Annotated in this window: 28 protein-coding genes; 12 read left to right on the forward strand and 16 right to left on the reverse strand. The window is 71.2% G+C overall.

The genetic code is table 11. From position 1 onward, the window contains the following. The first annotated feature begins 1147 nt into the window (after positions 1-1147). From LJ657_RS14195 to LJ657_RS14220, 6 genes are all read left to right on the forward strand, one after another. Positions 1148-1852 carry a response regulator transcription factor gene (locus LJ657_RS14195; protein ID WP_232648941.1) on the forward strand — a complete coding sequence of 235 codons (705 nt, stop codon included), beginning with the start codon at positions 1148-1150 and terminating at the stop codon, positions 1850-1852. Next, positions 1849-3261, forward strand: coding sequence for a sensor histidine kinase (locus LJ657_RS14200; RefSeq protein WP_232648942.1), 1413 nt, complete (start codon positions 1849-1851; stop codon positions 3259-3261). The genes LJ657_RS14195 and LJ657_RS14200 overlap by 4 nt, the downstream gene beginning before the upstream one ends. 106 nt (positions 3262-3367) lie before the next feature. Further along, positions 3368-3724, forward strand: a complete 357-nt coding sequence (locus tag LJ657_RS14205) for a hypothetical protein (RefSeq protein WP_232648943.1) — start codon at positions 3368-3370, stop codon at positions 3722-3724. After that, positions 3721-4350: an FAD:protein FMN transferase gene (locus tag LJ657_RS14210; RefSeq protein WP_232648944.1), complete on the forward strand. Its 630-nt coding sequence runs from the start codon at positions 3721-3723 to the stop codon at positions 4348-4350. The genes LJ657_RS14205 and LJ657_RS14210 overlap by 4 nt, the downstream gene beginning before the upstream one ends. Before the next feature lie 81 nt (positions 4351-4431). Further along, complete coding sequence (locus LJ657_RS14215) at positions 4432-4689, forward strand: NADH-ubiquinone oxidoreductase-F iron-sulfur binding region domain-containing protein (RefSeq protein ID WP_232648945.1); 258 nt, start codon at positions 4432-4434, stop codon at positions 4687-4689. Next, the gene (locus tag LJ657_RS14220; protein WP_232648946.1) at positions 4686-4898 is read left to right on the forward strand and encodes a ferredoxin; all 213 of its coding nucleotides are present in this window, start codon (positions 4686-4688) and stop codon (positions 4896-4898) included. Before LJ657_RS14215 ends, LJ657_RS14220 begins: the two co-directional genes overlap by 4 nt. 31 nt (positions 4899-4929) lie before the next feature. Here the strand turns inward: LJ657_RS14220 and LJ657_RS14225 are convergent, their stop codons facing one another. The 7 genes from LJ657_RS14225 to LJ657_RS14255 all read right to left on the reverse strand — a co-directional run bounded on the left by LJ657_RS14225 (position 4930) and on the right by LJ657_RS14255 (position 10260). Next, the gene (locus tag LJ657_RS14225) at positions 4930-5409 is read right to left on the reverse strand and encodes a hemerythrin domain-containing protein (RefSeq protein WP_232648947.1); all 480 of its coding nucleotides are present in this window, start codon (positions 5407-5409) and stop codon (positions 4930-4932) included. A 35-nt stretch (positions 5410-5444) separates the two neighbouring features. Further along, positions 5445-6689, reverse strand: coding sequence for an MFS transporter (locus LJ657_RS14230; protein ID WP_232648948.1), 1245 nt, complete (start codon positions 6687-6689; stop codon positions 5445-5447). A gap of 236 nt (positions 6690-6925) precedes the next feature. Next, positions 6926-7366 (reverse strand): pyridoxamine 5'-phosphate oxidase family protein, encoded by a 441-nt coding sequence (locus tag LJ657_RS14235; RefSeq protein WP_232648949.1) that lies wholly within the window; start codon positions 7364-7366, stop codon positions 6926-6928. A 115-nt stretch (positions 7367-7481) separates the two neighbouring features. Next, positions 7482-8156, reverse strand: coding sequence for a helix-turn-helix domain-containing protein (locus LJ657_RS14240; protein WP_232648950.1), 675 nt, complete (start codon positions 8154-8156; stop codon positions 7482-7484). A gap of 294 nt (positions 8157-8450) precedes the next feature. Then, positions 8451-9416: a hypothetical protein gene (locus LJ657_RS14245; RefSeq protein ID WP_232648951.1), complete on the reverse strand. Its 966-nt coding sequence runs from the start codon at positions 9414-9416 to the stop codon at positions 8451-8453. Beyond that, positions 9413-10069: a cytochrome b N-terminal domain-containing protein gene (locus LJ657_RS14250; protein WP_232648952.1), complete on the reverse strand. Its 657-nt coding sequence runs from the start codon at positions 10067-10069 to the stop codon at positions 9413-9415. Before LJ657_RS14250 ends, LJ657_RS14245 begins: the two co-directional genes overlap by 4 nt. After that, positions 10066-10260 (reverse strand): hypothetical protein, encoded by a 195-nt coding sequence (locus LJ657_RS14255; protein WP_232648953.1) that lies wholly within the window; start codon positions 10258-10260, stop codon positions 10066-10068. The genes LJ657_RS14250 and LJ657_RS14255 overlap by 4 nt, the downstream gene beginning before the upstream one ends. A 316-nt stretch (positions 10261-10576) precedes the next feature. Between LJ657_RS14255 and LJ657_RS14260 the strand changes: the two genes are divergently transcribed. The 4 genes from LJ657_RS14260 to LJ657_RS14275 all read left to right on the forward strand — a co-directional run bounded on the left by LJ657_RS14260 (position 10577) and on the right by LJ657_RS14275 (position 15265). Then, on the forward strand, positions 10577-11266 hold the full coding sequence (locus LJ657_RS14260; protein ID WP_232648954.1) for an NADPH-dependent F420 reductase: 690 nt from the start codon (positions 10577-10579) through the stop codon (positions 11264-11266). Between the two features lie 74 nt (positions 11267-11340). Continuing rightward, the gene (locus tag LJ657_RS14265; protein WP_232648955.1) at positions 11341-11937 is read left to right on the forward strand and encodes a TetR-like C-terminal domain-containing protein; all 597 of its coding nucleotides are present in this window, start codon (positions 11341-11343) and stop codon (positions 11935-11937) included. Between the two features lie 350 nt (positions 11938-12287). Continuing rightward, a complete protein-coding gene (locus tag LJ657_RS14270) occupies positions 12288-14942 on the forward strand; it encodes a winged helix-turn-helix domain-containing protein (RefSeq protein WP_232648956.1) in 2655 nt (884 codons plus the stop codon). Between the two features lie 125 nt (positions 14943-15067). Then, the gene (locus LJ657_RS14275; protein WP_232648957.1) at positions 15068-15265 is read left to right on the forward strand and encodes a DUF8691 family protein; all 198 of its coding nucleotides are present in this window, start codon (positions 15068-15070) and stop codon (positions 15263-15265) included. Between the two features lie 116 nt (positions 15266-15381). Here LJ657_RS14275 and LJ657_RS14280 read toward each other — a convergent pair whose 3' ends face one another. The 8 genes from LJ657_RS14280 to LJ657_RS14315 form a co-directional block, all read right to left on the reverse strand. Next, positions 15382-15681 (reverse strand): SHOCT domain-containing protein, encoded by a 300-nt coding sequence (locus LJ657_RS14280; protein WP_232648958.1) that lies wholly within the window; start codon positions 15679-15681, stop codon positions 15382-15384. Between the two features lie 48 nt (positions 15682-15729). Next, positions 15730-16179 carry a DUF6325 family protein gene (locus LJ657_RS14285; protein ID WP_232648959.1) on the reverse strand — a complete coding sequence of 150 codons (450 nt, stop codon included), beginning with the start codon at positions 16177-16179 and terminating at the stop codon, positions 15730-15732. 41 nt (positions 16180-16220) lie between these two features. Continuing rightward, positions 16221-16598: an SHOCT domain-containing protein gene (locus LJ657_RS14290; protein WP_232649232.1), complete on the reverse strand. Its 378-nt coding sequence runs from the start codon at positions 16596-16598 to the stop codon at positions 16221-16223. 136 nt (positions 16599-16734) lie between these two features. Continuing rightward, positions 16735-18120: an anaerobic sulfatase maturase gene (locus LJ657_RS14295; RefSeq protein WP_232648960.1), complete on the reverse strand. Its 1386-nt coding sequence runs from the start codon at positions 18118-18120 to the stop codon at positions 16735-16737. 60 nt (positions 18121-18180) lie between these two features. Then, a complete protein-coding gene (locus tag LJ657_RS14300) occupies positions 18181-18579 on the reverse strand; it encodes an SHOCT domain-containing protein (RefSeq protein ID WP_232648961.1) in 399 nt (132 codons plus the stop codon). A 131-nt stretch (positions 18580-18710) separates the two neighbouring features. After that, a complete protein-coding gene (locus LJ657_RS14305; RefSeq protein ID WP_232648962.1) occupies positions 18711-19970 on the reverse strand; it encodes a hypothetical protein in 1260 nt (419 codons plus the stop codon). A gap of 141 nt (positions 19971-20111) precedes the next feature. Continuing rightward, entirely contained in the window at positions 20112-20729 is a 618-nt protein-coding gene (locus LJ657_RS14310; protein ID WP_232648963.1) for an HdeD family acid-resistance protein, read from the reverse strand. 71 nt (positions 20730-20800) lie between these two features. After that, positions 20801-21232, reverse strand: coding sequence for a DUF7144 family membrane protein (locus LJ657_RS14315; protein ID WP_232648964.1), 432 nt, complete (start codon positions 21230-21232; stop codon positions 20801-20803). 155 nt (positions 21233-21387) lie between these two features. Between LJ657_RS14315 and LJ657_RS14320 the strand changes: the two genes are divergently transcribed. Together LJ657_RS14320 and LJ657_RS14325 are read left to right on the forward strand one after the other, a co-directional pair. Then, positions 21388-23739 (forward strand): arylsulfatase, encoded by a 2352-nt coding sequence (locus LJ657_RS14320; RefSeq protein ID WP_232648965.1) that lies wholly within the window; start codon positions 21388-21390, stop codon positions 23737-23739. A gap of 40 nt (positions 23740-23779) precedes the next feature. Then, complete coding sequence (locus tag LJ657_RS14325; RefSeq protein ID WP_232648966.1) at positions 23780-25087, forward strand: cation:proton antiporter; 1308 nt, start codon at positions 23780-23782, stop codon at positions 25085-25087. On the opposite strand, the gene LJ657_RS14330 is transcribed toward LJ657_RS14325, so the two are convergent. Then, complete coding sequence (locus tag LJ657_RS14330; RefSeq protein ID WP_232648967.1) at positions 25077-26486, reverse strand: DUF2252 domain-containing protein; 1410 nt, start codon at positions 26484-26486, stop codon at positions 25077-25079. The two genes, LJ657_RS14325 and LJ657_RS14330, sit on opposite strands and share 11 nt — an antisense overlap. Positions 26487-26564: the final 78 nt, after the last annotated feature.

Raw genomic sequence — 26564 nt, forward strand, 5'->3', positions numbered from 1 at the left:
CACGGCGTCGGCGCCTGTCAGGAAGCCCCAGTCATCTACCTGTCTGACTGGCCGTTCAGTCCTTCCCATGTGATCAACTACGTCGCGGGCCTGGTGTGCGCGGGTTTCATGATGCTCAGGCTGGTCGCGTGGCGCATGGCTCCGGTGGAGATCGTCGAGCGGCCGTATCGGGTTCCACCTGATGGGGGGACGGTTCGGCGACTACCGCGACTGGGACGCCATCGACAGCTGGGGGTCCGGCATTGCCGACGAGCTGGCTCGCGGTTGAGGGAACTCCCGAGCCGGAGGTGCTCCACGCAGACGGAAGACATCGGCAGCCGAAGGCGAGCGGGGCGGAACGCGAATGATGAGGCCGCTGCGGATGCTGTCCTGCAGAGCGGCCCGCCCGGGGCAGTTGGCGTGTCATGACTCCGGCTCGGTGTCGATCCCGGGTGGCTCGTGGAGGGCGTTGTGCACCGTGCGGTGCGAGGCCACGGCCGGCAGAGCAGCCCTGCGCTGCGCGGAGAGCCCGGGCGGCGGCACGACCACACGTGCAGGGAGGCGACTCGGGCCGGGCGGTCGGTGGCCATGGTGAACTCTGTGCGGACGCGTAGTCCGGTCCGGGGCAGGCCGTACCGGTGGAGACAACGACCCGCGCAGAAAGCGACGCGGGTGGCCAGGGAGGCCGCGAAGAGTTCGGTGGGGATGGGAGCGGTGTCCGTACCGCCCGCCTCGACGGGCTGGTCGACCTTGAGCCGGTGTCCGCGGATGTCCAGGGTGCAGACGTCGTGGTCGTTGTGCGTGACCTCGAAACGGTGCACGTCCGCGTTGTCGTTGTGCGGCTGGTTCGTACTCGGGGACTGCGGTGCGCCGGTCCCGGCCTGGCCCTTCTCGCTGATGCACACGGTTGTCACCTTCCAGTCGACCTCGGAGGGTGCGGTGCATCCAGGGGCCGAGAGGGTGCGGCGAGGGCCGTTCGCCCCTCCTCCGGAACACCTCGGCGGTATACCCTGCCGGGTATTCATCGCGGGCTCTGACGTATGGGCCGGCCCCGGCGGTTGTGCCGAAAAACGGGACGAACGGCCCTGCCCCCGGGGCCGGACAAGGACGCAGGCTGGGAGGCGAGACGACGTAGTCGATCCCCTCGTCAGGGAGACGGGTGCCGGGCGTGAACCCCGAGGCCACAGGCGCGACCGAGGAGACGCGGGTGCTGGTCGTGGAAGACGACCGGGGCATCGCGGAGTCCCTGGTGCGTGGTCTGCGGCAGGCCGGCTACGCGGTCGACGACGTGCGGACCGGGCGGGCCGCGCTGACGGCTCCCTCCCCCGATGTGGTGCTGCTCGATCTGGGGCTGCCGGACATCGACGGGGTCGAGGTGTGCCGGCGGCTGCGGGCCCGGTCCAATGCGGCGATCATCGCCGTGACCGCCCGGGGTGAGGAGGCGGACCGTGTGGTCGCCCTGGACGAGGGGGCCGACGACTATCTGGTCAAGCCGTTCGGGCTGGCCGAACTGCTGGCGCGGATCCGGGCGGTGCTGCGCCGTCGGCGCCCGGCGCAGCCGGAGATCCTGCGGCACGGGCCGCTCACGCTCGACCTGCGCACCCGCCAGGTCTCCGTCGACGGCCGTGCGGTCGCTCTGACGCTGAAGGAGTTCTCCGTTCTGGAGTGCCTGGCCGCCGACCCCGGCCGGGTGGTGAGCCGGCGGCAGATCCTGGAGCGGGCGTGGGACGCCCACTGGTACGGGCCCACGAAGGTGCTCGACGTGCATGTCGCGGCGCTGCGCCGCAAGCTCGGGGTACCGGGGCTGATCGAGACGGTGTACGGGCACGGCTTCCGGCTCGGAGTGGCGCAGGAGTCCCAGGAGCAGCCGTGACCCGCCGGATCGCCTGGACGCTGCTGGCTCTGACCTCCGTGCTGCTGGTGCTGGCGGTCGTACCGCTGGCGGTCTCGATGACGGCGCGCGAGCGAGTCGCCTACCGCGACAACCAGCGGGCGGCCACCCGCGTGATCGCCGCGGCCTCCGAGGAACGTCTCTCGGACCACAAGCCGGCGACCGCCATGCGTCAGGAACTGGACACCGCGGCCCGGGCCGGGGACTGCGCCGCGGTGTACGACGCCTCCGCGCACCTGGTGGCCAGTACGCCCTGCACGGCGGCGCAGGGCGAGGAGGCGGCGGAGCTGGTGGGAAGGGTGCTGTCCGGGCACGAGCCGGAGCCGCCGGAAAACGAGGGCCGGCTGCTGGCCGCGGAACCGGCCGGTGAGGTGCGCCGGCCCGCGGGAGCGGTCGTCCTGGCCCGCTCCGCGGCCCCGCTGGACACCCGGATCGCCACGATCTGGGGCTGGTCCGCCGCGATCGGTGCCGCGGGACTGGCCGCCTCCGTGCTGCTCTCCTTCCGCCTCGCCCGCTGGGTCGGCCGTCCCCTCTCGACACTCGACGCAAGCGCCCGGCGGCTGGGCGAGGGCGAACTCGACGAACGGGCCGACGTCGGCGGCGGACCGCCGGAGGTAGGCCGGCTGGCCGCCACCTTCAACACCATGGCGGCCCGCACGGAAGCCCTGGTGCACGGCCACCGTGCCGTGATCGCCGATGTGTCCCACCAGCTGCGCACCCCACTGGCCGCGCTGCGGCTGCGTCTGGACGTCCTCGCCGCCGGCGCCGACGACAGCACCGCCGCCGAAGTGGCAGCCGCCCAGGAGGAGATCGCCCGGCTGTCCCGGCTGGTCGACGGGCTCCTGGCGGTCGCGCGCGCCGAACAGGCGACACCCCGCCCGACCGCCGTGCGGGTCGCCGAGGTCATGGCCGAGCGGGTGGCCGCCTGGTCGCCCGTGGCGGAGGAGCGCGGGGTGCAGCTGAGCACCGTGTCCGCGGGACCGGCACTGATCGTCGCGCTGGGCGCGGGCCACCTGGAGCAGATCCTCGACAACCTGATCGCCAACGCGGTGGAGGCCGTGCCCGCCGGCGGGAGCATCACCCTCGACCACCGCGCGGCGGGCAACGCGGCCCGGGTGCTCGTGCGGGACGACGGGCCGGGGATGACGGCCGAGGCGAAGGCGGTCGCCTTCCGCCGGTTCGGCAACCCCGAGGCCAGGGGCAGCGGCCTGGGGCTGGCCATCGTCCACCGGCTGGTCACCGCCAACGGCGGCACGGCACACCTCGAGGACACCCCGGGGGGCGGGCTGACCGTCGTACTGGATCTGCCACTGTGGCCGGAGCGCGGGCACGAGCGGGGGGTCTCGTCCAGATCCTCACCGGTGGAACGGACGGCGGATCAGGACCGGTAGATCTTTACGGGTTCTGAAGAAGACGTGAGTGAGTTCCTGAGTGCCGCCAGCACAGCCTGGAGAACACGCACCCGACGCGGGCCAGCGATTCACCAGGAGCGCTGCCATGGCACCCTCGCCCGACGACCTCCACCGGCCCCCCTTCCCGGCCGGTTCCCCGCGCTCCCGCGATCACGGCCTGCGGCGCAGCCGTCGCGTCACCCGGTGGACCGCCGTCACCGCAGTGGCCGGCGCTGTGGCTCTGGGCACCATCTTCACGCATCTGCTGCCCGGCACCTCGGCCTCCCCCGCGCCGCCGGGCCCAGCCGTGCAGCACTCCGCCGCTTCCACCGTCACCACCACGGGAAGAGGGGACGACCAGCAGCAGGGCGAGGACGGGGGCGCGGCCCCGGCAGCGCAGCCCCCCGCCCAGCCGCCGACCGCCTCCCAGGCACAGCCGCACACCACGACGGGGGCGTCATGACCACGCGCGCCCCGGCACCGGCCCAGACCGTCTTCCCCGCACTGGGCACCACGGCCGCCCTGCTCGTGACCGACCCGAGTGCCCTGCTCGTCGCGACGGCGGCCCTGCGCGCCGAGTTGACCGCCGTCGACCTCACGTGCAGCCGTTTCCGGCCCGACTCCGAACTCAGCCGCGTGAACCTGGGCGCGGGTAGCTCCATGACCGTCAGCGGATATTTCGCCGAAGCCCTCCGGGCCGCCCTGCGTGCCGCCCGGATCACCGACGGCGCCGTGGACCCGACCGTGGGCGGTGCGGTGATCGCGCTCGGCTACGACTGCACCTTCGCCTCCGTGCGCCCGGACAACGCCCCCCGGACGAGCCCGGCGCCACGCTCGTCACCGTCTCCGGCGCCGTCGGCGACCCAGGTGTCCTGGAAGTCCCGCTCGGCACCCCCCCTCACCACGGTCCTCGACCGTGCCGGAGGTCCGACGGAGCCCGTGCAGGCGATCCTGCTGGGGGGTTCGCCGGCACCTGGCTCCCGGCGGAGTATCTGCACACGACCCTCACCCGCCGCGATCTGGCCCCGCTGGGCGCCGCGCCCGGTGCGGGCGTGCTCGTCGCGCTCGCCCACCCGGCCTGCGGACTGAGCGGAACGGCGCGGATGCTCGCCTATCCGGCCGCCCACGGCGCCCGCCAGTGCGGTCCCTGCCGTTTCGGGCCTGCCCGCCGTGGCCGAGGACTTCACCGCCCTGGCCGCCGGCCGGGCCGACGCGGATCTGCTGTCCCGTCCGCACCGCCGGACCGCTCTGCTGCCGGACCGGGACGCCTGCCGCCACCCGGACGGTGCCGCCCGCCTCGCGGCCTCCGCGCTGTCCACCTTCGCCGAGGACGTCGAGCGGCACCTCACCCACGACGCCTGCCAAGCGGCCCGTCGGCCGCCCCTGATGCCCGTACCGCCTGCCACACCCCCGGAGGGATGGCGATGACCCGCACCCGGAGCCTGCGCATCGACCGCATCGCCTGTACGGGCCAGGGCCTGTGCGCGGAACTGCTGCCCGAACTGATCGACCTCGACGAATGGGGCTATCCCGTGGTCAAGGACCGGGCTGTCCCGGACCGGTTGCACACCCACGCCCGCCGGGCCGTCGGCGCCTGCCCGCTGCTGGCCCTCCGGATCGAGAACACCGAGCCGTGACACGACCGCGCAGGCACCACCCGAAGGTAGGTCAGGTCAGGGGCGATGGCTCCGGCATGGCCCTGCCGACCCGGGCGCGTACCGCCTCGGCCGTCTCCCACTGCTCGGTGTCCAGAAGGGCCAGGGCGGCGGGGAAGACTCCGTCCTGTTCCTTGAGGATGTGCTCGCGCAGCAGGTCGAGGGTCTCGATCAGCCGGTCCGGCCAGGTCGGGTCGGCCAGGTACGGTCCGTTCGCTTCGGCCAGGGCCGCCTCGATACGTCGGTGCTCGTTCTCCAGCGCGGCGATCTTCTCGGGGAAGTCGGCAGCCATCCCGGGGAACAGTCCGTGCTCCTCGACCTGGGTGTGCGGACCGAGTACGGCGGAGATCTCGCGGGCCATCTCCGCCATGTACGCGATCTTGCCGTCGCGGTGGGCGTCGCGCACCCGGCTGATGAGCGTCACGACCTTCTCGTGTTCCTGGGTCAGCTCGTCGATGGTCTCCAGCGCCTGGCAGCCGCAGTACTCACACATGCCCGTCTCCCTTTCTCGGTGGTTCCGTGTGGGTGTCAGTGCTGCGGTGCGGGCCGGCGGCGCGAGACGGCGTGGCGCACTCCGGTCTGGGTGAAGGTGAGCGCCGCGGCGGCGACCAGGGCGAGCAGGACCAGACCCGCCGCATAGGAGCCGTACGCGCCGTACAACGAGCCCATCAGCAGCGGCGGAACGAAGCCGCCCAGGCCACCTGCGGCGCCGACGACGCCAGTCACTGAACCCACCTTGTTCGCAGGGGCGAGCTGCGCGACCAGGGCGAAGACAGCGCCGCTGGCCGCGCCGAGCGCGGCGGCCATCGCCAGGAACGCGATCGTGCCGACCGGCGCCAGGGACGGCGTGAAGGACTGGACGCAGGCTCCGACGAACACCACGGTCAGCGCTGCGACCAGCACCCGCACGGGGCCGAGGCGGTCCGACAGCCAGCCGCCGATCGGGCGCATCGCCACCGCGAACAGGACGAACCCTGCCATGCGGTTCGCCGCGTCGGCCTGGGTGAGGCTGTAGCCGGTCTTGAGGTACGTGGGCAGGTAGACGGAGAAGGCGACGTAGCCGCCGAAGGCCACGGCATACAGGGCGGATGCCTGCCAGGTGATGCCGAGCCTCAGGGTGGCGGCCAGGCGCTGTGTCAGCGGCTCGGTGGGCACGGCGCGGCCGGGTGCGTCCCGCAGGACCAGAGCGGCCAGCGCGCCGTAAGCAGCAAGCACACCTGCGGTGATCAGGAACGGGTTGGCCATGCCGTGCGCGCCGACCAGCTTCACCGTGGTGAGCGCACTGATCGCGGTGCCGCCCATGCCGGCTCCGAAGATCCCGAGGGCCAGTCCGCGCCGCTCGGGCGGGAACCAGGCGCTGACGAACGGCACACCGACGGCGAACGCGGTTCCGCCGATGCCGAGGAAGAAGCCGCCGGCCACGAGGGCGGCCAGCGAGTCGTGTCCGACCAGGCCGAGGTAGAGCACGGGGGCCATGGTGGCGGCCGACACCAGCGGGAACATCACCCGCCCGCCGAACCGGTCGGTCAGGGCACCGACGGGGATCCTGCCCAGTGAACCGACCACGACCGGCACCGCCACCAGCACCGACTGCTGGAAGGAGGTCAGGGCCAGGCTGTCCTTGAGCCGGGGGCCGAGCGGGCTGAGCAGCGCCCACGCCCAGAAGTTGACGGCGAAGCCCGTGGTGGCGAGCGCCAGCATCAACCACGCCCGGCGGGTGACGGCCGCGTCTCGCGGCGGTGCCTCGTTGTGCTCCCTCGATGGCTGCAGCATGCCGCCGGTTCCTTCCGCTCGCGGTGGTGCGGCCCCGATGATCATCTCGGGGCCGCAGGCCCCTCCGACCGCACGACGCGTGCCGGTGGGCCGCTGTCACTATCCGCCGCGGTGCGCCGTGGGAACGTGGGCCAAGAGTCCTCACCGCCGGGCCCGGGGGTCCTCGTACAGGGAGTGCGGATGGGGCGGACGGCCCTGTCGGGTTCCTGCCTCGCCGACATCGGGCGCGGCGGCGCTCAGGGCGACAGATGCACCCCGTACAGGCTGCGTCCGCCCACGAGTTCGCGGCCGGTGACCAGTTCTGGCTCGATGCGGACGAAGACCTCCTCGGGCGAGGGCGCCCAGGAGCGTGGACCGGTCCGGGTCAGGCGTTCGTGCTCTTCGGGGTCGCGCACCACGGCGGCCGCCCCGGTGACGACGACACTCCAGCCGGAGTGCGCCACCGCATCGACCTCGTCGGCCTCGAAGGCGACCACCGTGCCGTCGACGGCACGGGCCAGTTCGGAGGCCGCCGAGGTGCACAGCAGCACCGCGCCGTCACCGTCGAGAGAGAAGTTGACGGGCAGCACCGCGGGCAGGGCCTGCCGGGTGTGGACGATGCGGCCGACGGGCACCTTCGCCAGGAGGCGCAGGCACTCCTGCCGTTCGAGTTCGCGGAAACCGTCGTTCGGATACATGAGCCAACCCGTCTCTCACCTGGGTGCGACGCTGGAGCGTCCGGTCCATCGTCCGTCGGGGCGGGGCGGCGGGTGAGGGTCCATCGGTCCCCGCCCGGCCGCAGAACGTCCCGCCTCACACCGTGATGCGTCGCCCGGTGATGATCAGAGGATCGATGCGCACCCACTGATCGCGCTGCCCGCCGGCCCAGGGTTCACTGCGGGCGCCCTCGGCGAGCCGACGTACCTCGTCGGGGTCCGTCACGGTCCGGGCGTGGCCCCGCACCAGCACGCTCCAGCCCCTGCTGAACGCGTCGTCGATGCGGTCGACCTCGAAGGCGACCTGACAGCCGGAAGCCTGCGACGGTGTGCTGCCGGGTGCGGTGCGGAAGACGATCGCACCCTCTATGACGCTGTAGTTCACGGGCACGACGACGGGCCCGGACACCGTGGGCACCGCGATCCGCCCCACCCCGTGCGCGGAGAGCAGGGCCCGGCACTCAGGGACGCTCAGCGACGTGAAGTCGGGGCTGCGGGAGGCCTGCCCCAGGCCGCTCGGCAGTTCGGTGTCGCCGCCGGTGAGGTCCCGCACGGTGGTCTGAAGGACCTGGGACAGCCGGAGCAGGATGCCAGGGCCCGGTGCGGCACCCGGGTGCTCCTCGAGGTACTGGAGGTAGCCCGGCGCCATCCCGGCGCGGGTGGCCGTCTCCCCCCGGCTCAGTCCGAGTTCCGCGCGCCGTGCGGCGAGACGACGCCCGAGATCGCCCAGCGCATGTCCCTCGGCCGTCCGAGACGGTGCCTTTTCCGCCATGGCCCCTCACTCCCTCTCGCCCCGCCGAACCACACCCGACGCCCGAATTGATCCGTAGATCCAGCATGTCCGGATCGAGTGGGGCGCACTTGGGCCGGTCGGCCCTGACCGCCGGGCCGGACGGGACCGCCTCCGAGGCGGCGGTCAGGTGTAGACGATCCGGCCGCCGGCCATGTGATCGCAGAACTCGCCGACGGTGACGACGCCCTGGACCTGCCCGGTGCAGGGAGGCGTCGAGAGTGCGTACGCCGTCGGCTTCGGGATGGTCGGGGAGCCCCTCGGATACCAGACCCCTCACCGACCGGACACTCGCCGGTCCCGCTCCATGGCCTGGTCGCGGTAGTACGTGCGCCAGATCAACCGGTGCACCCTCGTCCAGCGCGGTACGGATCGCACGCCGGGGATGAAGGGCGCGAGCATCAGGCACAGGCTGAGCAGGGCCATCAGACCCCAGATCAGGGCGTCGGCGTTGCCCGAGGACTTGAAGGGGTCGATCTGGTACCAGAAGGTGTACAGCCACAGCCACGCCTGGCCCGGGAAGTTCCCGGTCTCGTTCATCATCCCCCACTGGTCGCCGCCGAGGTGCTCGGCACGAGCCAGGGACTCCAGGTAGGAACCGTCGGAGAGGAAGAGCAGCGGACGGGTGTAGTCGGTCTGGTAGAACCTGCCCTCCGCCTGAAGTTCCCCGTCCAGCGCACCGCTACGGGCCAGACCGAGCAGGCGCGAGGCAAGGACGGGTACCGGACCGTAGTCACCCTTCGCGGGGGCGCCGCGGCCGGCCTTGGCCAGGGCGTCGGAATAGGCCCTGGTCCACGCCTGCTGCCGGGCGGCCGGGGCGGCGGCCCAGGTGGCGAGGGCCGCGGTGACGGCGGGCGGTTCCGGGGCATCGCGCAGCGGGCGGAGCACGAAGTCGTTCGTGGTGTCCACCGGGATGCGAACCCCCGCGGCACTCTGCAGGCCGACCGGGCCGAGCTTCTGCGCCGCGCCCGGCGTGTGGTTGTACGGCGGCCCGTACCCGGCCGTTCCGCTGGTGCCACCGAGTTCGGACACCGCGGTCGCCGTGAAGTCGGCGCCGTCTGCCCGCGACCAGGAGGCCAGCGTCACCGGCTTGACGTCGGGCGACGAGAAGACGGCTGCCAGGCCCACGGTGAGCAGCACGACCACGACCAGCGCGATCGTGAACTCCTTGACCAGGTCATATGACCTGGTGGGGAAGGCGGCCGGGTCCGGCACGGCGGTCTTCCGGGGGCGTCGGCTCACCGCGCTGCCTCCCGCGTGGTCGCGTCCGCGGGATCGATGGTGGCGGCGTCGATCGGCGGTACGATCCCCCGCCACCGGACCAGCAGGATGTGCCAGATCGCCAGCAAGCCGAGGACCAAAGGCAGCAGGACGATGTGCCACATCAGCATCTGGCCGAAGTCCAGCACGTTGAAGAACGCGCCGATTCCGACCGAGTTGAGCCCGTCCTTGGCCTGCCCGGCGATCCACTGCGAATCGAAGTTCTGCTGGACCAGGTAGCCGGTGAAGGCAGCACCGATCGAGGTGAAGAAGCACACGGCGCCGGTGACCCAGGTCAGCGCCCGCCGACCGCGCCAGGCAGCCATGAAGAACTTGCCCCACAGGTGGATGACCATGAAGAACATGAACAGCTCGACACTCCACAGGTGCAGGCCGTTCACGTACTTGCCGGCCCCCGAGACGTGCCACCACGCAGGACCTTTCAGGGCCAGCACCCCGCCCGTGAGCAGGACGACGATCAGCGCGGCCACGGTGAGCACGCCGAAGACGTAGATCCATGAGGCCATGTACGCCGGCTGGGTGTCCGGCAGCAGTTTTTCCGGTGGCAGCGCCCGCACCACCCGCCGCCGGACTGCTCCTGTCCAGCCTCCGCCGGCCCCGCCCATCCCGCTCATCGCCGGCCCCGCCCCCGGGGGAAGGGCAGGAGCAGGGCCGCCATGAAGACGACCAGCATCAGCCCGATGATCACGAGGTTGGCGACGGACAGCTGCACCACACCCCAGTGCACATAGCGCCCGGCGCCATTGAGATCGATGGGCGCGGCGAACAGACGTGCGCCAGGGTAGAAGTAGGGGAGTGCTGTCATGGCGTGACCCCTCTCAAAGTCCGGGAGCAACTTGACCCCCTGTAAGACCCTCGGTCTCCCGGCCCGCCCGGTCCATCGGCCGAACGAGTCAATCCGCACCGAAGGTCCAAGAGCTTGAAGTCGCTGGTCGACCGGCCGGTGGCCCGCAACCCGTGCCTCCGGGCGGACCCGATCCCCGGGCATCCGCAGCCGACGCTCACCCCGAAGCTGTTCACCCAGCGGCCGAATGGAATACCGAACGACTCGGTTCTGTTTTATCGCTCGGAAACCGGGCGCATCTCCGTCGCACGGCTCCGTCCCGGAAGGACTGATCCTCATGCGTTACGCCGTCCTCGGCACCGGCATCGTCGGCCGGACCATCGCCGCCAAGCTCGCCTCCCTCGGGCACGAGGTCGTCGTCGGCACCCGCGACCCGCAGTCGACCCTCGCCCGCACGCACCCGGACTCCATGGGCAACCCGCCGTTCTCCACCTGGCACGCCGACCATCCCGGCGTAGCGCTCGAAACCTTCGCCGAGGCCGCCGCCTTCGGCGAGGCCGTGGTCAACACCACCGCCGGCGTCGCCGCCCTCGACGCCCTTCAGGCGGCGGGCGGTGCCAACCTGGCGGGCAAGGTGCTCATCGACGTCGCCAACCCGCTGGACTTCTCCGCCGGGATGCCTCCCATCCTGAACCCGGTCAACACCGACAGCCTCGGCGAACAGATCCAGCGCGCCTTCCCCGGGGCCAAGGTCGTCAAGACCCTCAACACCATGAACTGCTTCGTCATGGTCGATCCCGGCCGCGTTGCCGGAGCGCACAACGTCTTCGTCTCCGGCGCGGACAGCGGCGCCAAGAAGCAGGTCACCGAACTGCTCGTGTCCTTCGGCTGGTCCGAGCAGAACGTCATCGACCTCGGCGGCATCGACACCGCCCGGGGTACCGAGATGCTGCTGCCGATCTGGCTGCGCCTGATGGGCACACTCGGGCACGCCGACTTCAACTTCCACATCCAGGGCGCCCGCTAGTGAGTCCACCCCAGCACGGGCGAAGACGGATCGGCGAACCGAACGGGGCGGTTCGCTTCGCCTACGCTGCGGGCATGCGCGCGCCGAAGACCAGCAAAACGGCCGGACGACCCCGCTCGGCCGAGAAGGACGAGGCGATCCTGGCCGCGGCCCTGGAACTGCTGGCCACACAGGGCTACGTCCGCATGACGCTGGACCAGGTGGCGACCGCGGCGAACGTCAGCAAGTCCACCATCCATCTGCGATGGAAGACCAAGGCGGACCTGCTGACCGCGGCGCTCGCCGCGCTGCGGATGGCCGACGCCCCGCCGCCGTCGGGTGACGTGCGCAGCGATCTGGTGGCCATCCTGAAGGACTTCGCCGCCACCGTCGAGCGCGTCAACGGCATGGCACTGATCGGCACCTGCCTGGCCGAGCAGGCTCACACCCCCGACCTGCTCGCTCTGCTGCGTGAGCGCACGGTCCTGCCCCGCCGGGCGTTGTTGCGCGAGGCGCTCGAGAGCGCGCAGCAGGCCGGTCAGGTGCGTGCCGATGCCGACGTGGAGGCGGCGGTCTCGGCGCTCCTCGGCCCCTTCTACGCGGACTACATGGCCGGCCGCGGCGGCCACCCCGAGTGGGCGGAGCAGGCCGTGGGCCTGGTCCTGACCGCGCTCACCCCCGTGCGGCAGTGACCCATCGAGTGACGCGGAGGCCCTGCCGAGCACCTCGCGGCTCTTGACTGGGCACAAAAAGGCGCCGTGGCCTTCTCCCCCGGCCGGGGCGGCGAGCGCTTCGCCTCCTCCGGCAGGAGCCTGACCCCGGTGGCCACGCCCTGAACGCCGTACGCCACTCCAGCCGCCGACGGCGACGGGCGCGCCCCGCATTTCTGATCGAATCGGCTGGGTGCAGCGGAGGCCTCGCTTGCAGCCGCTCCGGCCTGGGGAGACGATCGGAGAGCGGGTGTCCTCCCGCTCCCATACCACTGAGGCATGTGATGGGTCCCACATCACACTCCGGTGAAGGCGGTCGCCCGGATCCCACCATGGGGGCGGTGACCCCCACCGGTGATCCGGTACTCGCCGCACGGTTCAGTGTACCGGCGGTCCCGAAGACGTTCGTGCGCAGATCCCGGCTCTCGGAGCAGCTGGACGTGGGGGTCCGGGGCCCGCTGACCCTGGTCGACGGGCCTGCCGGAGCGGGCAAGACCCTGCTGGTCGCCGACTGGGTCACGGCAGGGGATCTGCCGGGGCCCGCCGCCTGGCTGACGGTGGAGCCGGAGGACAGCGGTCCCGGCGTCTTCTGGACGTATGTGCTGCAGGCTCTGCTGCACCACGGGATCGCTCTGCCCGACCACATCGGAAGCCCGGCACGCCCCGGCAAGGTGGACCACTCGCTGCTGACGCGCCTGGCGGCCTGGATGGACGGGCGGGATGTGCCGGTGATCATCGTCCTGGACGACTTCGACGGGGCGTCCGCTTCCGCCGAGGTCGCCGATGAGCTGCAGTTCGTGCTCCGCCATGCGGGCGACGGCCTGCGCCTGGTGATCATCTGCCGTGCGGAACCGCTGCTGCCGCTGCACCGCTATCGGGCCGCCGGCGAGCTGGTCGACATCCGCAGCGCCGATCTGGCGTTCCGTTCCGAGGAGACCGCGGCCCTGGTCGATCGCCACGGGCTGCCCTTGTCGGCCGACGTCGCGCGTCTGCTGACCGAGCGCATGGGCGGCTGGGCGGCCGGAGTGCGGCTGTCCGCCTTGGCGGCCGAACGTGCCGATGATCCGGAGGACTTCCTGAGGGACTTCGAGGCCGGTCAGAGCACTCTCGCCGACTTCCTGCTGGCCGAAGTGCTCCGCGCCCACCCGGCGGAGACCCAGGACCTGCTGCTGCGCACCAGTATCGTCGAGGAGACCCATCCGGAATTGGCCAATGCACTGACCGGGCGGAACGACGCGGAAGCCATTCTGGCGGAGCTCCAGCGCTCGAACGCGTTCGTCGAGCCCATCGGGCATTCCTGGTACCGGCTGCACCCGCTCTTCGCCGAGATCCTGCGGGCACACCTGCGCGTCCGGCACCCCGGCCTCGAGCCGGAGCTGCACCGCAGGGCAGCGAAGTGGCTGAGCGGGGCGGGCCTGCTCGGCGAGGCCCTGCCGCACGCAGCGGACGCGGGCGACTGGGACCTGGCCGCCACCGAGTTCATCGACGATCTGGCGATCGGCCGGATGCTCACCGGCCTGGACGCCGAGCGCCTGGACGGTCTCTTCGCCGCGATGACACCGGATGCCTCCGGGCCCGCCACCGATCTGGTGCGGGCCGCGCGCGAACTGACCCGCCACGACGTCGAGCGCGGTTTCGCGTATCTGCATGACGCGGAGCAGAAGCTGCCCGACGACCCGCGCGATGCAGCGGCGGCGCAATTCAGCTGTGCCGTCCTGCGGGTGCTCGCCGCCCGGGTGGCGGGCTCTGCGGACATGGCCGAGACGGCGGCCGAGACGGCGGCGGAAGCCGCGCGGGCGCTGCCCGCCGACCGGCTGGAGCAGCGTCCGGAGCTGACGGCCCTCATGCTCACCGACCTCGGGTCGGCCCAGCTGTGGGCGGGCCGCTTCGATGCCGCTCGTTCGACGCTGTCCGCTGCCGCCCGGGCCGCCGAGGGGCCGGCGACGGCCTTCCCCCGGCATGAAGCGCTCGGCCGGCTGGGACTGATCGACTATCTGCACGGCTGGCCCGGGCACGCCGAGTCGCACGCCAGGGCGGCGATCTCCGAGGCTGAGCACTCCGGTCTGCCCACGTCCGCGCGAACGGGGGTGGCCCAGCTCGTACTGGCGGCCGTCGCCATCGACCGGGGCGACCTCGTGGCGGCGCGCGACCACCTCGACCAGGCCGCCGCCTCGTCCGCCGCGTCCCGCGACCCGATCGTCGCCGTCGAACTCGTACTCCTGCGTTCCCGGATGCGGCTGATGGAGGGGGATCCTCAGGGGGCGCTCCAAGACCTCGACGCGATGGCGGAAAAGCCGCTGGCCTCTGCGGCCCCTTCCCCGTGGGTGAGCGACCGCATCGCGATGGCCCGGGCCGCCGTACGGCTGGCCGAGGACGACCCCCGGGCCGCGGCACAGGTCTTCGAGGACCAGCCGCCGAACACCCCGGAGGGCCTGGTGGCCGAGGCCCGGGCGCACCTGGCCGCAGGTTCCGGCGAACGGGCACTGGGCATCCTCGACGCGCTCTCCGACGACCCGGGCCGCGGACCGGCCGTCACGGCCTGGGCATTGCTGGCCAGGGCACAGGCCGTCGACGCGCTGGGCGATGCCGCCACCGCGGAGAGCCTGGTCGGGCGGGCCCTCGCGGTCTCCCGCCCGCATCAGCTGAGGCGGCCTTTCCTGGAGGCCGGGCCGTGGCTCGGGCGTCTGCTGAGCCGCCGGCCCGCGCTCACGCGGGGACATGACTGGCTGGTCGACGCACCGGAGGGGCGCTCCCCCGCCCAGCGTCCGAAGCAGAAGTCCGTGGTCCCTTCCCGGGAGCCCCTCAGCGAGCGCGAGCTGGATGTGCTGGAGCGGGTGGCACAGTTGATGTCCACGGAGGAGGTCGCTGCTGATCTGCATCTGTCGGTCAACACGGTCAAGACGCACCTGAAGAGCATCTACCGCAAGCTTGCCGTGAGCCGCCGCGGTGAGGCGGTCCGGCAGGCCCGGGAACTGGGTCTGCTGTGAGACCTGGACCCGCCGACCGGACATCACCCGTTCACCTGCCCGGGGTGATGTCCCGCCTTCCCCGCAGCCGCAGCATGGGGGCATAGAGACACGAAGGACCGGACGACGTCGAGAGAAGCCTGCTCATGCGTTATGAGATCCGCGTCGAGGGGCAGATGTCGGACACGCTGACTGCGGCGTTCCCCGAGTTGGACTGCACCGTCGCAACTCGCCAGACAGTGCTTTTCGGCGAGGTCACCGACGAGGCCCATCTGTACGGCCTGTTGGCGCGGTTCCAGTCGCTCGGTCTGCACGTGGTGGAGATGCGCCGGCTCCCGGCGTGAGGGACCGGCACAGCGGCAGCAGCACCCCGTACGCACGGCCCAAGGGCCGGCCCCTCTCCGAGTTCCGTCGGAACTCGGAGAGGGGCCGGCCCTTGGGCCGTCACGTGCTTGGGCTGTCACGTGCCGAGCAGCCGCGCCTTGGCAGCGGCGAACTCCGCGTCCGTCAGCACTCCATGGTCACGCAGCTCTCCGAGCCGCGCGAGTTCGTCGAGCAGCGCGCTACCCGCGGACGGCTGGGGGGCAGTGGGCGCGGTCGGTGCAACAGGTGCGGCGGTCTGCTGCGCCTGGAGCTGGTCGATGGCGGCCTGCTGGTCCGCTTCGTGCTGCTGGGCGTGCGCCGCCCGGCGCCCCGCGGCGTATGCGGTGCCGCCGACCAGAGCGCCGCGCAGCAAGGGGCGGCGTCGTCCGAGAGGCATGGTCCTGTCCTTTCTGTTCCGCTGTTGTACCGGTCCGCGATGGAACCGTCACGTCGGTGTCTGCGCGATGGCCGTGCCGCTCAGTTCGGCCTCCACCTCGGCGATCTGCTCATGGGGGATGCGCACCGTGGCCAGCAGGCGGCCGTTGTGACGGCGGACCTCCTCGGCGGCCTCGCGTGCCCATACGTTCTCCACCAGCAGGGCGAGGACTGAGGTGTCGGGATCCATCACCATGGCGATCTCGTTGACATCGTCGAGGCCGACCATCCCGAGGGTGCGGCGCGCGGCGATGTCGGCGGCCACGTCGCCCAGGTTCGCGATGTCCGACAACTCGGTCCTGCCGATGCGCCCGTCCGGACCCTTCGTCACCACCAGCGCATCGAGGATGCGGACGTCCTCGCGGCGTTCGACCTCCTGCAGCGCTGCCAGGAAGGAGTCGGGAGGCTGGCCGGCCGGGAACGAAAGAATGATCAGGTCGATCGGTCCGAGAATGCTCATGCCGGGGCTCCGTTCTTCCTCGGGCTCGGTGCTGTGTGCGGTCAGTGCGAGGCGAGGATCTTCGCCTTGGCCTGCGCGTACTCGGTGTCGGTGATGTCGCCGTGGTCGTGCAGTCCGGCGAGCCTGGCCAACTCGTCCGTGCTGGTCCGCGCGGCCGTGGGGGTCTCGGCGGCGGCTTCCCGGACGTAGGAGCGGAAGGCCTGGTCCTGCCTCTGCATCTGGCGCCGGTCGCGTTCGCCCATGCTGCGCCCGCGGGCGATCAGGTAGACGAAGACGCCGAGGTACGGCAGCACGCAGACGAACAGCGTCCAGCCCGCCTTGCCCCACCCGCTCATGCTGTCGTCCCGGAAGATGTCCCCGATGACCCGGAAGAGCAGGACGAACCACAGGATCCACAGGAAGAACCAGAGCATGGTCATGAACGCGTTGAGGAGGGGGTAGTCCACGCTTGCCAGGGGGTAGTCCACAGTTGCCTCCACGGGTCGGCCGCCGTGCTGCCGCGGCGGTACCAGGGCCTTACCTGCTCCACGCTGCGCCCGCCGGCCTGCGGGCACATCACCCGGCGCGGGTGGGGTGCGGCGGGCGTCCGTGGCAGCGCGCCCATTTGCGCCCGCCTCCGCAGGGGCAGGGGGCGTTGTGGGGCCGCCGGTCGTCGGCGGCCGCGTACTGCCGCATGATCAGAGCGGGCGGCAGGTTCTCGCGGAGAAGTGCCGCCATGGTGCGCATCGGCAGGTCGACGTGGTGGAAGAACTCCTTGAACCCGGGGCACAGATGGTTGAGGCCCGGCTCCCCGTCCGGCGTCACGTCGAAGCGGTCCTTGGGGCAGCCGCCGTGACAGGCGAACCGCACGCCGCACTCGCGGCAGTAGCGCGGCAGGCCGTCCCGTTTGTGCCGGCCGAACTCCTGCTGCTCCGGCGAGTCCACCAGCTCCAGCAGATGCCGCTGCCCGATGTTGCCGAGCAGGTGGCGCGGTTCGACGAAGTGGTCGCAGGAGTAGACGTCCCCGTTGTGCTCCAGGGCGAGCGCGCGGCCGCAGGTCTCGGAGTGCACGCACAACGACGGTGGAGCGCCGTACCAGTTGGCCAGCGCCACGTCGAACATCTGGACGTAGACGGTGCCGACGTCGCGCCGCACCCAGTCCTCGAAGACGTCGATGAGGAAGCGGCCGTACTGCTCCCCCGTGACGGAGCGCCGGGTGACCTGGTCGCCCTCCTGCAGGTACAGAGGCCGGTCCTTAGAGCGGGCTCCCCAGCCCGCGTCGGCGGCCGGGAGGTCCTGCGCGGTGGTGCGCTCCACGATCGGGATGAACTGGATGTGGGCGGCACCGCATTCGTCGCGCAGGAAGGCGTACACGTCGCGGCCGTGGCCGGCGTTGGCGTCGTGGAGTGTCGTGAGGGCGTTCCACTCGACGCCTTCGTCGCGCAGACGGGCCAGGCCGCGCATCACCCGGTCGAAGGTCGGCTTGCCCCCCTTGTCGACGCGGTACGCGTCGTGCATCGCGCGCGGCCCGTCGATGGACAACCCGACAAGGAAGCCGTTGTCGCGGAAGAAGCGCGCCCACTCGGCGTCGATCAGCGTGCCGTTGGTCTGGACGGTGTTGACGATGCGCTGCCCCGGGCGGGCGTAGCGGCGTTCGTACTCCAGCGAGCGGCGGAAGAAGTCGAGCCCCATGAGCGTGGGTTCGCCGCCCTGCCAGGCCACCGTGACCTCCGGTGCCGGGCCGTGCGCCTCGATCAGCTGGCGGATGTACTCCTGCAGCAGTTCGTCGGCCATCCGGAACCTGCTGCCCTCGTAGAGCAGCTCCTTGGACAGGAAGAAGCAGTACGTGCAGTCCAGATTGCAGATCGCCCCCGCCGGTTTGGCCAGCAGGTGAAACGGCGGGCGCCGCGGCGCGGGGTCGCGGCGCCGCACGGTGGGTTCGGGCAGCCATACCGTGCTCATGGCCCCAGGCTGGTGCCGCGGCGCGGCAGCGGGGTCACCCGTGGCGGGTGAGGTTGCCGCTCAGCCCGTGAGGACCTTCTTCTTGGCATGCTCGTACTCTGCGTCCGTGATGGCACCCCTGTCGTGCAACGCCGCCAGCGTGCCCAGCTGGTCCGCCTTGGCGCCCTGGGGCTTCGGCCCGGCGGCGGTTTCCTGGACGTAGGAGCGGAACGCCTGTTCCTGGGCCCGGGCCCGGCGCATCTCGCGTTCGCCCATCCCGCGCCCGCGGGCGATCAGATAGACGAGGACGCCGAGGTACGGCAGCGCACACACCAGCAGCGTCCAGCCGGCCTTGCCCCAGCCGCTGAGCGTGTCGTCGCGGAACACGTCGCCGATCACGCGGAACAGCAGCATGAACCAGAGGATCCACAGGAAGAACCAGAGCATGGTCAGGAACACGTCGAGCAGGGGATAGTCCATGGTTGCCTCCGCACGCCGATGGCCGCGACGACGACTGCACGACCCGTGAGGGCTTGCGCATCACACGGTGCGCCGGGCCTCTCCCCTGCGGCATCACCCCGGACGGGTGGGCCACGGGCCTCGGCGAAGTCTCAGGAGGCATCGTGCGGTTGGGGTGGAGGCGTGCGCTCCGCGGCCTGGGTGGCGCGGCCGCCGGCCGCGAGGAGGGCGAGGAGTGCCAGCACGGCGAGCAGGACGAGGCAGAGCAGCACGATCGTGAGCGCTGTGGGGTGGTTCCAGAGCGCGAAGACCAGGGCCACGATCAGCAGCGCGGCCAGTGCGATCCACCGGCGGTACGTCTGCGCCCACACGCCCACCTTTCCGGTGCGGACCTCGTGCGCGTACGCCCAGGTGGCAGCGGAATCCGCGGTGCGTTCGGAGGTGCTGCGGATCGCCATCGGTAGCCGTCCGGGGCCGATCAGATAGGCGCCGAGCGCGATCACGACGCCGAGCACGATCGCCGTGCGCAGGCTGACCCGCAGGAAGTGCAGCAGGGTGTCGAAGACGGCGGCCGCGGCCGATTTCGACTGCACCTGGTGCGGCAGGTGGTCGAGGTAGTAGTGGCGCGCGACGACGAGGACGATGGCCACCACCAGGCAGGCGAAGGCCGCACCCAGTGCCGTTCGGGCCAGGGCGCGCCTTCTCCGGCGGGCCAGGAACACCCCGGCGGCGCCGATCAGGACGACGAGGACGGGAAACCAGTTGCCGATCACATCCAGCGCATGTGCGCCCTTGCGCATCTTGGCGAGCTGGTCGGACTGGAACAGCACCAGCTGCTTGTTGACGTCGGGGATCTTCGCCGCCGGGGACAGACCCGCGGCGACCAACTGCTGTTTCAACTGGTCGACGGCGGTTCCGACGTCCAGGGTGACCGTGCCGTCGCTGACGCCCACGGCGCCGCGGCCCTGCCCGGTGAGCGCGTGCACCACGGCGTTGTGGGCCCTTCGGTTGGCGTTCGTCCACACTGTGGCGAAGGCGTCGCTGTGGACGATACGCGTGGCGATCTTCGTCACCGCGCTGTTGGCGGCGGAGTCGATCTGCGGCCCCAGCCCCCGTACTGCGGCTGTGGCCCGTGGCGGCAGGCCCTGGGAGTGCAGCCAGCCGGCGAGTTCGGCGGCGGCCTTGTTGCCGTCGACTCGAACGTCCGCCGCCTTGGAGATCCGGTTGACGGCCGCGTCCTGGATCGCCGGGTCGGTGGCCAGCGGGGAGACCGTGGACACATAGCGGTCGGTGTCGAGGACAAGGTCGTGAACCCACACCGTGAGCAGTGCGACGGGGACGAGGATGCAGGTCAGCACGATCAGTACGGCGGAGGCCGTCGCGCGGACAATCCTCCCGGGCGGCGGGCTCATGCGGACTCCAGGTTCTCCGGCGGCGTTCTTCTCGCTCCTCTCCATTGCCGCCGTACACACGGCACACCGCACATCTGGCAGGCCCGTACGGGTGAGTGTCCGCACAGATGGCCCGTCTCCGGACCAGTGCGTCGGTATCGATCACGTCCGTGCCGTGTCCGCGGCATGACGGGCGCGTCGGCCGGCTGAGCGCAACGCCAACGCCACGGCGACCTCCGCGACACCGAGCAGCACCAGCCAGAGGCCGAGCAGCCGGGCGAGCGCTACGGCCGACTCGGCCGGGTAGCCGAGCACGACGACGCCGGCGACGACACCGAGGATTCCGACGCCGAACGTGAGGCCGCGGTGTGCCCGGCCATGGTCCGCGATCGCGATGTACACGGTCACCAGCCCCGACAGCAGCCAGAACACCCCGACGACCAGGGACAGCGCGGCGATGGTCTGCAGCGGATGGCGCAGGCACACCACCCCGACCAGTACGGAACCGAAGGCCAGCAGGACCCGCATCAGCCGGCTGCCGCTCTCCCGGTAGGAACGGGAAAAGGCGGACACGAACGAGAAGACGCCCCCGAGCAGGAAGTGCAGGCCGATCACGACGCCCAGCACATGCAGGGTCTCCTGCGGCCAGACGAGCACGATGACGCCCGGGACCAGGGTCGCCAAAGCCCAGCCGAGAGCCCACAGCCATGCGTCTGAGATGTCCGCCAGGATGTCCTGGGCGTCGGCCGGTGCGGGTGTGGGCGTTGGTGTCGAGGTCATGGTGTCGCCTCCGCCGTCGAGTGTGGGACGGCCGCCGGGCCCCGTGATCACCCGCGCCGGGTGAGGGCGCCTCACATTCGCTGATCGGTGACGTCGTCGCGCCGCACCACGCACAGTGCCCAGATGATGAACCCGAACATCGCGATCAGCGTCAGCGACCACATCGGGTAGTACGGGACGGACAGGAAGTTGGCGATGATCAGCAGCGAGGCTATGGCCACACCCCCGACCCTGGCCCAGGTCGCCGTCGTGAACAGGCCGAGGCTCACGATCACCGAGACCGCGCCGAGGGCCACGTGGATCCAGCCCCAGCTGGTCAGGTCGAACTTGAAGACGTAGTTGGGGGTGTTGACGAAGACGTCGTCCTTGGCGATCGCCATGATGCCGCGGAAGATGTCGAGGACACCGGCGATCATCAGCATCACCGCGGCGAACACGGTAAGGCCGGCAGCCGCGGCCATCGTGCGGGGCGCATGGCGATGAGGAGTAACGGTGCTGGCCATGGCCGGCCTCCATTCCTCACGGGGGCTGCTGCTCGCAGCCGTTCACCACGAGCCTCCACCTGGGCGGACCGCTGCGTGATCACCCGGGGAGGGTGAGGTCGGCCCGCCTCCTCCCTGCTGTGCTGGGCGTGCACGCCCAGCACGAGGAGGCCGAGATGGCTGCTGAGTTCCGCGGGAGGATCGCCCAGGACATCCGGGACTCGGTGCCCGACTGGGAGCCGTACCGGGAGCCGCAGGCACCGGACGGCACACCCAATGTCCTCTACATCGTCTGGGACGACGTGGGCTTCGGGACCTTCGACTTCTTCGGCGGCCTGGTGAGGGCTCCGGCGATGCGCCGCGTCGCGGACGCGGGGGTGCGCTTCACGAACTTCCACACCACCGCCCTGTGCTCGCCGACGCGGTCCTGCCTGATGACCGGCCGCAACGCCACCAGCAACGGCATGGCCTGCGTCACCGAGGTCACCAACGGCTTCCCCAACAGCAACGGGCGCATCCCGATGGAGAACGCCAACCTCGCCGAGGTGCTGGTGGAGCGCGGCTGGAACACCTACTGCGTCGGCAAGTGGCACCTGTGCCCGTCGGAGGAGGCGAACATGGCCTCCTCGAAGCGCCACTGGCCGCTCTCCCGCGGCTTCGAGAGGTTCTACGGCTTCCTCGGCGGCGAAAGCGACCAGTACTACCCGGACCTGGTGTACGACAACCACCCGTATGAGGTGAAGCAGACCCCGGACCAGGGCTACCACCTGTCGAAGGACCTGGCCGACCGGGCGATCGAGTTCATCCGCGACGCGAAGGTCATCGCGCCGGACAAACCGTGGTTCACCTATCTGTGCCCCGGCGCCGGGCACGCCCCGCACCATGTACCGCGCGAGTGGGCCGACAGGTACCGGGGCGTGTTCGACGACGGCTACGAGGTCTACCGCGAACTGACCCTGCGGCGGGAGATCGAACTGGGGGTCATGCCCGAGGGCACCGAGCTCACCCCGATCAACCCGCACGGCGAGCCGTATGCGCTCGGGCCCGGCGGGACGCCGTGGCCGGCCGGCGAGTTCGTCCGCCCCTGGCAGACCCTGAACGAGGACGAGCAGCGCCTGTTCGCCCGCATGGCCGAGGTCTTCGCCGGTTTCATCTCCTACACCGACGCCCAACTCGGCCGTGTACTGGACTACTTGGCGGAGTCGGGGCAGCTCGACAACACCATCACGGTGGTGGTGTCGGACAACGGAGCAAGCGGTGAGGGCGGCCCGAACGGCTCCCTGAACGAGAACAACTTCTTCAACGGCGTGCCCGACGACATGGCGCACAACCTGCGGCACCTGGACGACCTGGGCAGCCCCAGGACCTACAACCACTACCCGACCGGGTGGGCCTGGGCCTTCGACACGCCCTTCAAGTACTGGAAGCGGTGGGCCTCCTACGAGGGCGGCGTCGCGGACCCGATGTTCCTGTCCTGGCCGGCCGGTATCCGGGCCGCGGGCGGCATACGGCACCAGTACGCGCATGCCATCGACATCGTGCCGACCCTGTACGACCTGCTGGGCGTCGAGCCGCCCGAGACGGTCAAGGGCTTCCGGCAGTCCCCGCTGCACGGCGCGAGTCTGCGCGGCGTCCTGGAGGACCCCGGGGCACCCGACCCCCGGGACACCCAGTTCTACGTCATGCTGGGCACCCGCGGCGTCTGGCACGACGGCTGGCACGCCTCGGCCCTGCATCCGCCGGCGCCGTCCGGCTGGAGCAGCTTCGACGACGACGTGTGGGAGCTGTACCACCTGCGGGAGGACCGCTCCGAGGCCCGCGACCTCGCCGCAGAACAACCGCAGAAGGTGGAGGAACTCAAGCGGCTGTGGACGCAGGAGGCCGAACGCCACAACGGGCTGCCGCTCGACGACCGGACGGCGATCGAGATCTTCAGCACGCCACGGCCGCAGCTCTCCCAGCCCCGCGACCAGTACGTGTACTACCCCGACTGCGCCGACGTGCCCGAGTCGGTGGCGGTCAACATCCGCGGCCGGTCCTACACCCTTGCCGCCCACGTCCGTCTCGACACCCCTGAGGCCCGCGGTGTGCTGTTCGCGCAGGGCGGCAGGTTCGGCGGACACAGCATGTATCTCCTCGACGGACGGCTGCACTACGTCTACCACTGGCTGGGCCGGATGGAGCAGAAGGTCGCCTCACCCGGCCGGGTGCCGGTGGGCGACCACGTTCTGTCCGCCGCCTTCCGCGCCGACGACCGCAAGGACAACGGCCTCACGGTCGGGACCCTGACCCTGCACGTCGACGACCGTGAGGCGGGGGCGATCCGGATCAGGACCCAGCCCGGCATGTTCGCCTGCGACGGCGAGGGTCTGTGCGTGGGCCGCGACAGCGGCCAGGCCGTCTCCGCCGACTACGACCCGCCCTTCCACTTCCTGGGCGGCACGATCCGCCACGTGCTGGTCGACGTCAGCGGTCAGCCCTTCGCCGACCTGGAGAAGGAGGCCACCGGCGCGTTCATGCGCGACTAGCGGGCAGGGGCGGTGCGACTGCCGGAAGGAGGGCCGCACGATGAGCAGCGGCGCCTGGACCGTGGTGGCGGTGGCGGGCGTCACCGCCACCTACGCCCTCGGCTCGCGTCGGCTGTCGGCCACGCCGGTCTCCTCGGCGATCGTGTTCACCGGATGCGGCATCCTCATCGGTCCCGCCGTCCTCGACATCGTCGGCCTCGAACACCACGCGGCGCCCCTGACGGCCCTGCTGGAAGCCGCCCTGACCCTGGTGCTGTTCACGGACGCCATGACCGTCCGGCGGCGCGATCTGGCTACGGGCGGCTTCCTGCCCGGTCGGCTGCTGGGCATCGGCCTCCCGCTGAGCATCGCCGCGGGCTGGCTGCTGGCCTGGCCGCTGTTGCCGGGGCTGACCGCAGGGGAGCTGGCCCTGGTGGGCGCGATCCTCGCCCCCACCGATGCCGCGCTGGGCAAGAGCGCCATGTCCGATCGCCGGGTGCCTGCGCTGGTCCGCGAGGGTCTCAATGTGGAGAGCGGCCTCAACGACGGAATGGTACTCCCGTTCTTCGTCGTCTTTCTCGCGGCCATCCCCGGCACGTCCTACGCGCACGAGGGCGTGGCGGGCGCCTTCTGGCGGGCCCTGCTCCTCAGCAGCACCCTGGGCCTGCTGGTCGGCGGCTGCGGCGGGTGGCTGCTGCAGGCGGCCCGGGCCCGCGGCTGGGTCACCCGGGAGTGGCGGCAGATCCTCGTCCTCGCCGTCGCCGCGGTCTCCTACGGGCTGGCTGTGATCACCGACGGCAGCGGCTTCATCGCCGCCTGGGTGGCCGGGTTCGCCTTCGGATACGCCCTTCGGCGCTTCCCCGCCGCCGCGGACGACGAGCGGGAGAGCCCGGACCGCACATCCGAGTTCGCCGAGTATCTCGGGGGGCTGCTGGCGTCGGTCAGCCTGATGCTCTTCGGCGCTGTGCTGCTGGGACCGGCGCTGCAGCACCTGACCTGGAAGATCGTGCTCTATGCCGTGCTCAGCCTGACCGTCGTGCGAATGCTCCCCGTGCTCCTGTCGTTGATCGGCAGCGGACTGCGGCCGCCGACGGTCGGCTACATCGGGTGGTTCGGGCCGCGGGGTCTTGCCTCCATCGTGCTGTCGCTGCTGGTGGTGGAGGAGCACGTACCCGGGACCGAAACGCTCGGCCGGGTGTTCGCCGCGACCGTTGCGCTCAGCGTCCTGCTCCACGGTGTCTCGGCCCCTGGCCTCGCCGAGCGGTACGGCCGCTGGTTCCGGAGTGCAGCCGCTGCCGGGCGTCCATTGCGGGAGGGGGCCACGGTGCCGGAGAGCCCGGCGCCGGCCGGGGCCGGCCCTACGAGGTGAGGTCGGTCCTCGCCGTCACGTGTCCGGCGGCCACGGCATCGGCCAGCGCCCGGTGATCGCGCTCGTTCTGATCGGCGTAGGCCCGCGCGAACCGGGCCAGCGCGCGGTCGAAGCTGTCGCCGCGACCGAGATAGGCGCCGATGGCGACCGGATCGCCGGACCGTGCATGGGCGCGTGCCAGCGAGGCGCCGCACATGCGGCCGAAGAGCGCCAGTGTCGCAGGATCCATGGTCTCGGGCCGGGCGATGCCCTTCCAGTCCCGCAACTGCCGTACGTAGAAGTCGCGTTCGCGACCGTCGATCCCCGTCATGTGCTTCCAGCCGAGGAAGATGTCACTGGCGGCCTGCATCAGCCGCTGCCCGGCCACCACCCGCTCGCCCTGGTTCTCGTAGGCGCTCGCACCGCTGTACGGGGCGAGAACCGAGTCGGCCGCCTCCTTGGCCTGCAGCAGCAGTGGATCCTCGTCGTCGCGGCCCAGCAGCAGAATGATCCAGCAGCGGGTGCCGACGCTGCCGACGCCGACCACCTTGCGCGCCATGTCGACCACGTGGAACCGGCCCAGGAGGTGCCGGCGCTCCGACGACAGGGTCCGCGCGTAGTCCGCGACCAGGGCGCGCAGAGTGTCCTCCAGCCCGTGCTGTTCGGTACCGGACAGCAGCTCGTCGAGCGGTGTGATGAGCGGGGGGTCGGAGATGATCCGGGGTATGCCGTCGACCAGCCGGGTCAGCTTCCCGGCGGCCTGCCGGCCGGTCCGTGTACGGGCCTTGGCCGATGCCGTGTCGACCCTCCGGCGGTCGCTGCGGCTCAGCCGCTCGGACAGGATCGCCTCCACCTGGGCGACGTCGTCGCGGGCGTACCAGACATCGAGGGTGCGCATCCCCGCGAACTCCCGCATCCGCTCACGGTAGGCCCGGACGCTCTCGCGCACGATCATCGCGCAGTCGCCGGCCGGGAACGCGTTGGCGCGACCGGCGATCACCAGGCTCGCGGCGAGCCGTTTGACGTCCCACTCGAAGGGGCCCGGCAGGGTCTCGTCGAAGTCGTTGATGTCGAAGACCAGATGCCGCTCCGGCGAGGCGAGCAGCCGGAAGTTCAGCAGATGGGCGTCGCCGCACAGTTGTACCATGAGCCCGGTGTGCGGGGACGCGCCCAGGTCGGACGCCATGATCGCCGCCGCGCCGCGGTAGAAGCGGAACGGTGATTCGAGCATCCGGCCGTACCGGACCGGGACCAGTTCCGGGACCCGGGTGGCGGACTGCCGCTCGATGATGTCGACGGGATCGGGCCGCTTGGCGTCCGGCTCGAAAGCCGCATGGGCAGTGCGCGGCAGGGAAGCCCGCGCCGCCTTGCCCAGCGCCGCCCGCTCGGAGGACGTAACGCTCTCGTGCATCGTGACCATGACCGTCCCTCCTTTCTCACATCGTCTCGGCTCGGTGCCCGCCTGGGATCACCCCGGACAGGTGATGTGCAGCCGCGG

Source organism: Streptomyces guryensis (assembly GCF_021261325.1).
Lineage (GTDB): Bacteria > Actinomycetota > Actinomycetes > Streptomycetales > Streptomycetaceae > Streptomyces > Streptomyces guryensis.

Coding starts and splice junctions, on each gene's coding strand:
- LJ657_RS14205 (WP_232648943.1), top strand. CDS start 3,368: ATGGCACCCTCGCCCGACGACCTCCACCGGCCCCCCTTCCCGGCCGGT.
- LJ657_RS14210 (WP_232648944.1), top strand. CDS start 3,721: ATGACCACGCGCGCCCCGGCACCGGCCCAGACCGTCTTCCCCGCACTG.
- LJ657_RS14220 (WP_232648946.1), top strand. CDS start 4,686: ATGACCCGCACCCGGAGCCTGCGCATCGACCGCATCGCCTGTACGGGC.
- LJ657_RS14225 (WP_232648947.1), bottom strand. CDS start 5,409: ATGTGTGAGTACTGCGGCTGCCAGGCGCTGGAGACCATCGACGAGCTG.
- LJ657_RS14230 (WP_232648948.1), bottom strand. CDS start 6,689: ATGCTGCAGCCATCGAGGGAGCACAACGAGGCACCGCCGCGAGACGCG.
- LJ657_RS14235 (WP_232648949.1), bottom strand. CDS start 7,366: ATGTATCCGAACGACGGTTTCCGCGAACTCGAACGGCAGGAGTGCCTG.
- LJ657_RS14240 (WP_232648950.1), bottom strand. CDS start 8,156: ATGGCGGAAAAGGCACCGTCTCGGACGGCCGAGGGACATGCGCTGGGC.
- LJ657_RS14250 (WP_232648952.1), bottom strand. CDS start 10,069: ATGAGCGGGATGGGCGGGGCCGGCGGAGGCTGGACAGGAGCAGTCCGG.
- LJ657_RS14255 (WP_232648953.1), bottom strand. CDS start 10,260: ATGACAGCACTCCCCTACTTCTACCCTGGCGCACGTCTGTTCGCCGCG.
- LJ657_RS14260 (WP_232648954.1), top strand. CDS start 10,577: ATGCGTTACGCCGTCCTCGGCACCGGCATCGTCGGCCGGACCATCGCC.
- LJ657_RS14265 (WP_232648955.1), top strand. CDS start 11,341: ATGCGCGCGCCGAAGACCAGCAAAACGGCCGGACGACCCCGCTCGGCC.
- LJ657_RS14270 (WP_232648956.1), top strand. CDS start 12,288: ATGGGGGCGGTGACCCCCACCGGTGATCCGGTACTCGCCGCACGGTTC.
- LJ657_RS14275 (WP_232648957.1), top strand. CDS start 15,068: ATGCGTTATGAGATCCGCGTCGAGGGGCAGATGTCGGACACGCTGACT.
- LJ657_RS14280 (WP_232648958.1), bottom strand. CDS start 15,681: ATGCCTCTCGGACGACGCCGCCCCTTGCTGCGCGGCGCTCTGGTCGGC.
- LJ657_RS14285 (WP_232648959.1), bottom strand. CDS start 16,179: ATGAGCATTCTCGGACCGATCGACCTGATCATTCTTTCGTTCCCGGCC.
- LJ657_RS14290 (WP_232649232.1), bottom strand. CDS start 16,598: ATGACCATGCTCTGGTTCTTCCTGTGGATCCTGTGGTTCGTCCTGCTC.
- LJ657_RS14295 (WP_232648960.1), bottom strand. CDS start 18,120: ATGAGCACGGTATGGCTGCCCGAACCCACCGTGCGGCGCCGCGACCCC.
- LJ657_RS14300 (WP_232648961.1), bottom strand. CDS start 18,579: ATGGACTATCCCCTGCTCGACGTGTTCCTGACCATGCTCTGGTTCTTC.
- LJ657_RS14305 (WP_232648962.1), bottom strand. CDS start 19,970: ATGAGCCCGCCGCCCGGGAGGATTGTCCGCGCGACGGCCTCCGCCGTA.
- LJ657_RS14310 (WP_232648963.1), bottom strand. CDS start 20,729: ATGACCTCGACACCAACGCCCACACCCGCACCGGCCGACGCCCAGGAC.
- LJ657_RS14315 (WP_232648964.1), bottom strand. CDS start 21,232: ATGGCCAGCACCGTTACTCCTCATCGCCATGCGCCCCGCACGATGGCC.
- LJ657_RS14320 (WP_232648965.1), top strand. CDS start 21,388: ATGGCTGCTGAGTTCCGCGGGAGGATCGCCCAGGACATCCGGGACTCG.
- LJ657_RS14325 (WP_232648966.1), top strand. CDS start 23,780: ATGAGCAGCGGCGCCTGGACCGTGGTGGCGGTGGCGGGCGTCACCGCC.
- LJ657_RS14330 (WP_232648967.1), bottom strand. CDS start 26,486: ATGGTCACGATGCACGAGAGCGTTACGTCCTCCGAGCGGGCGGCGCTG.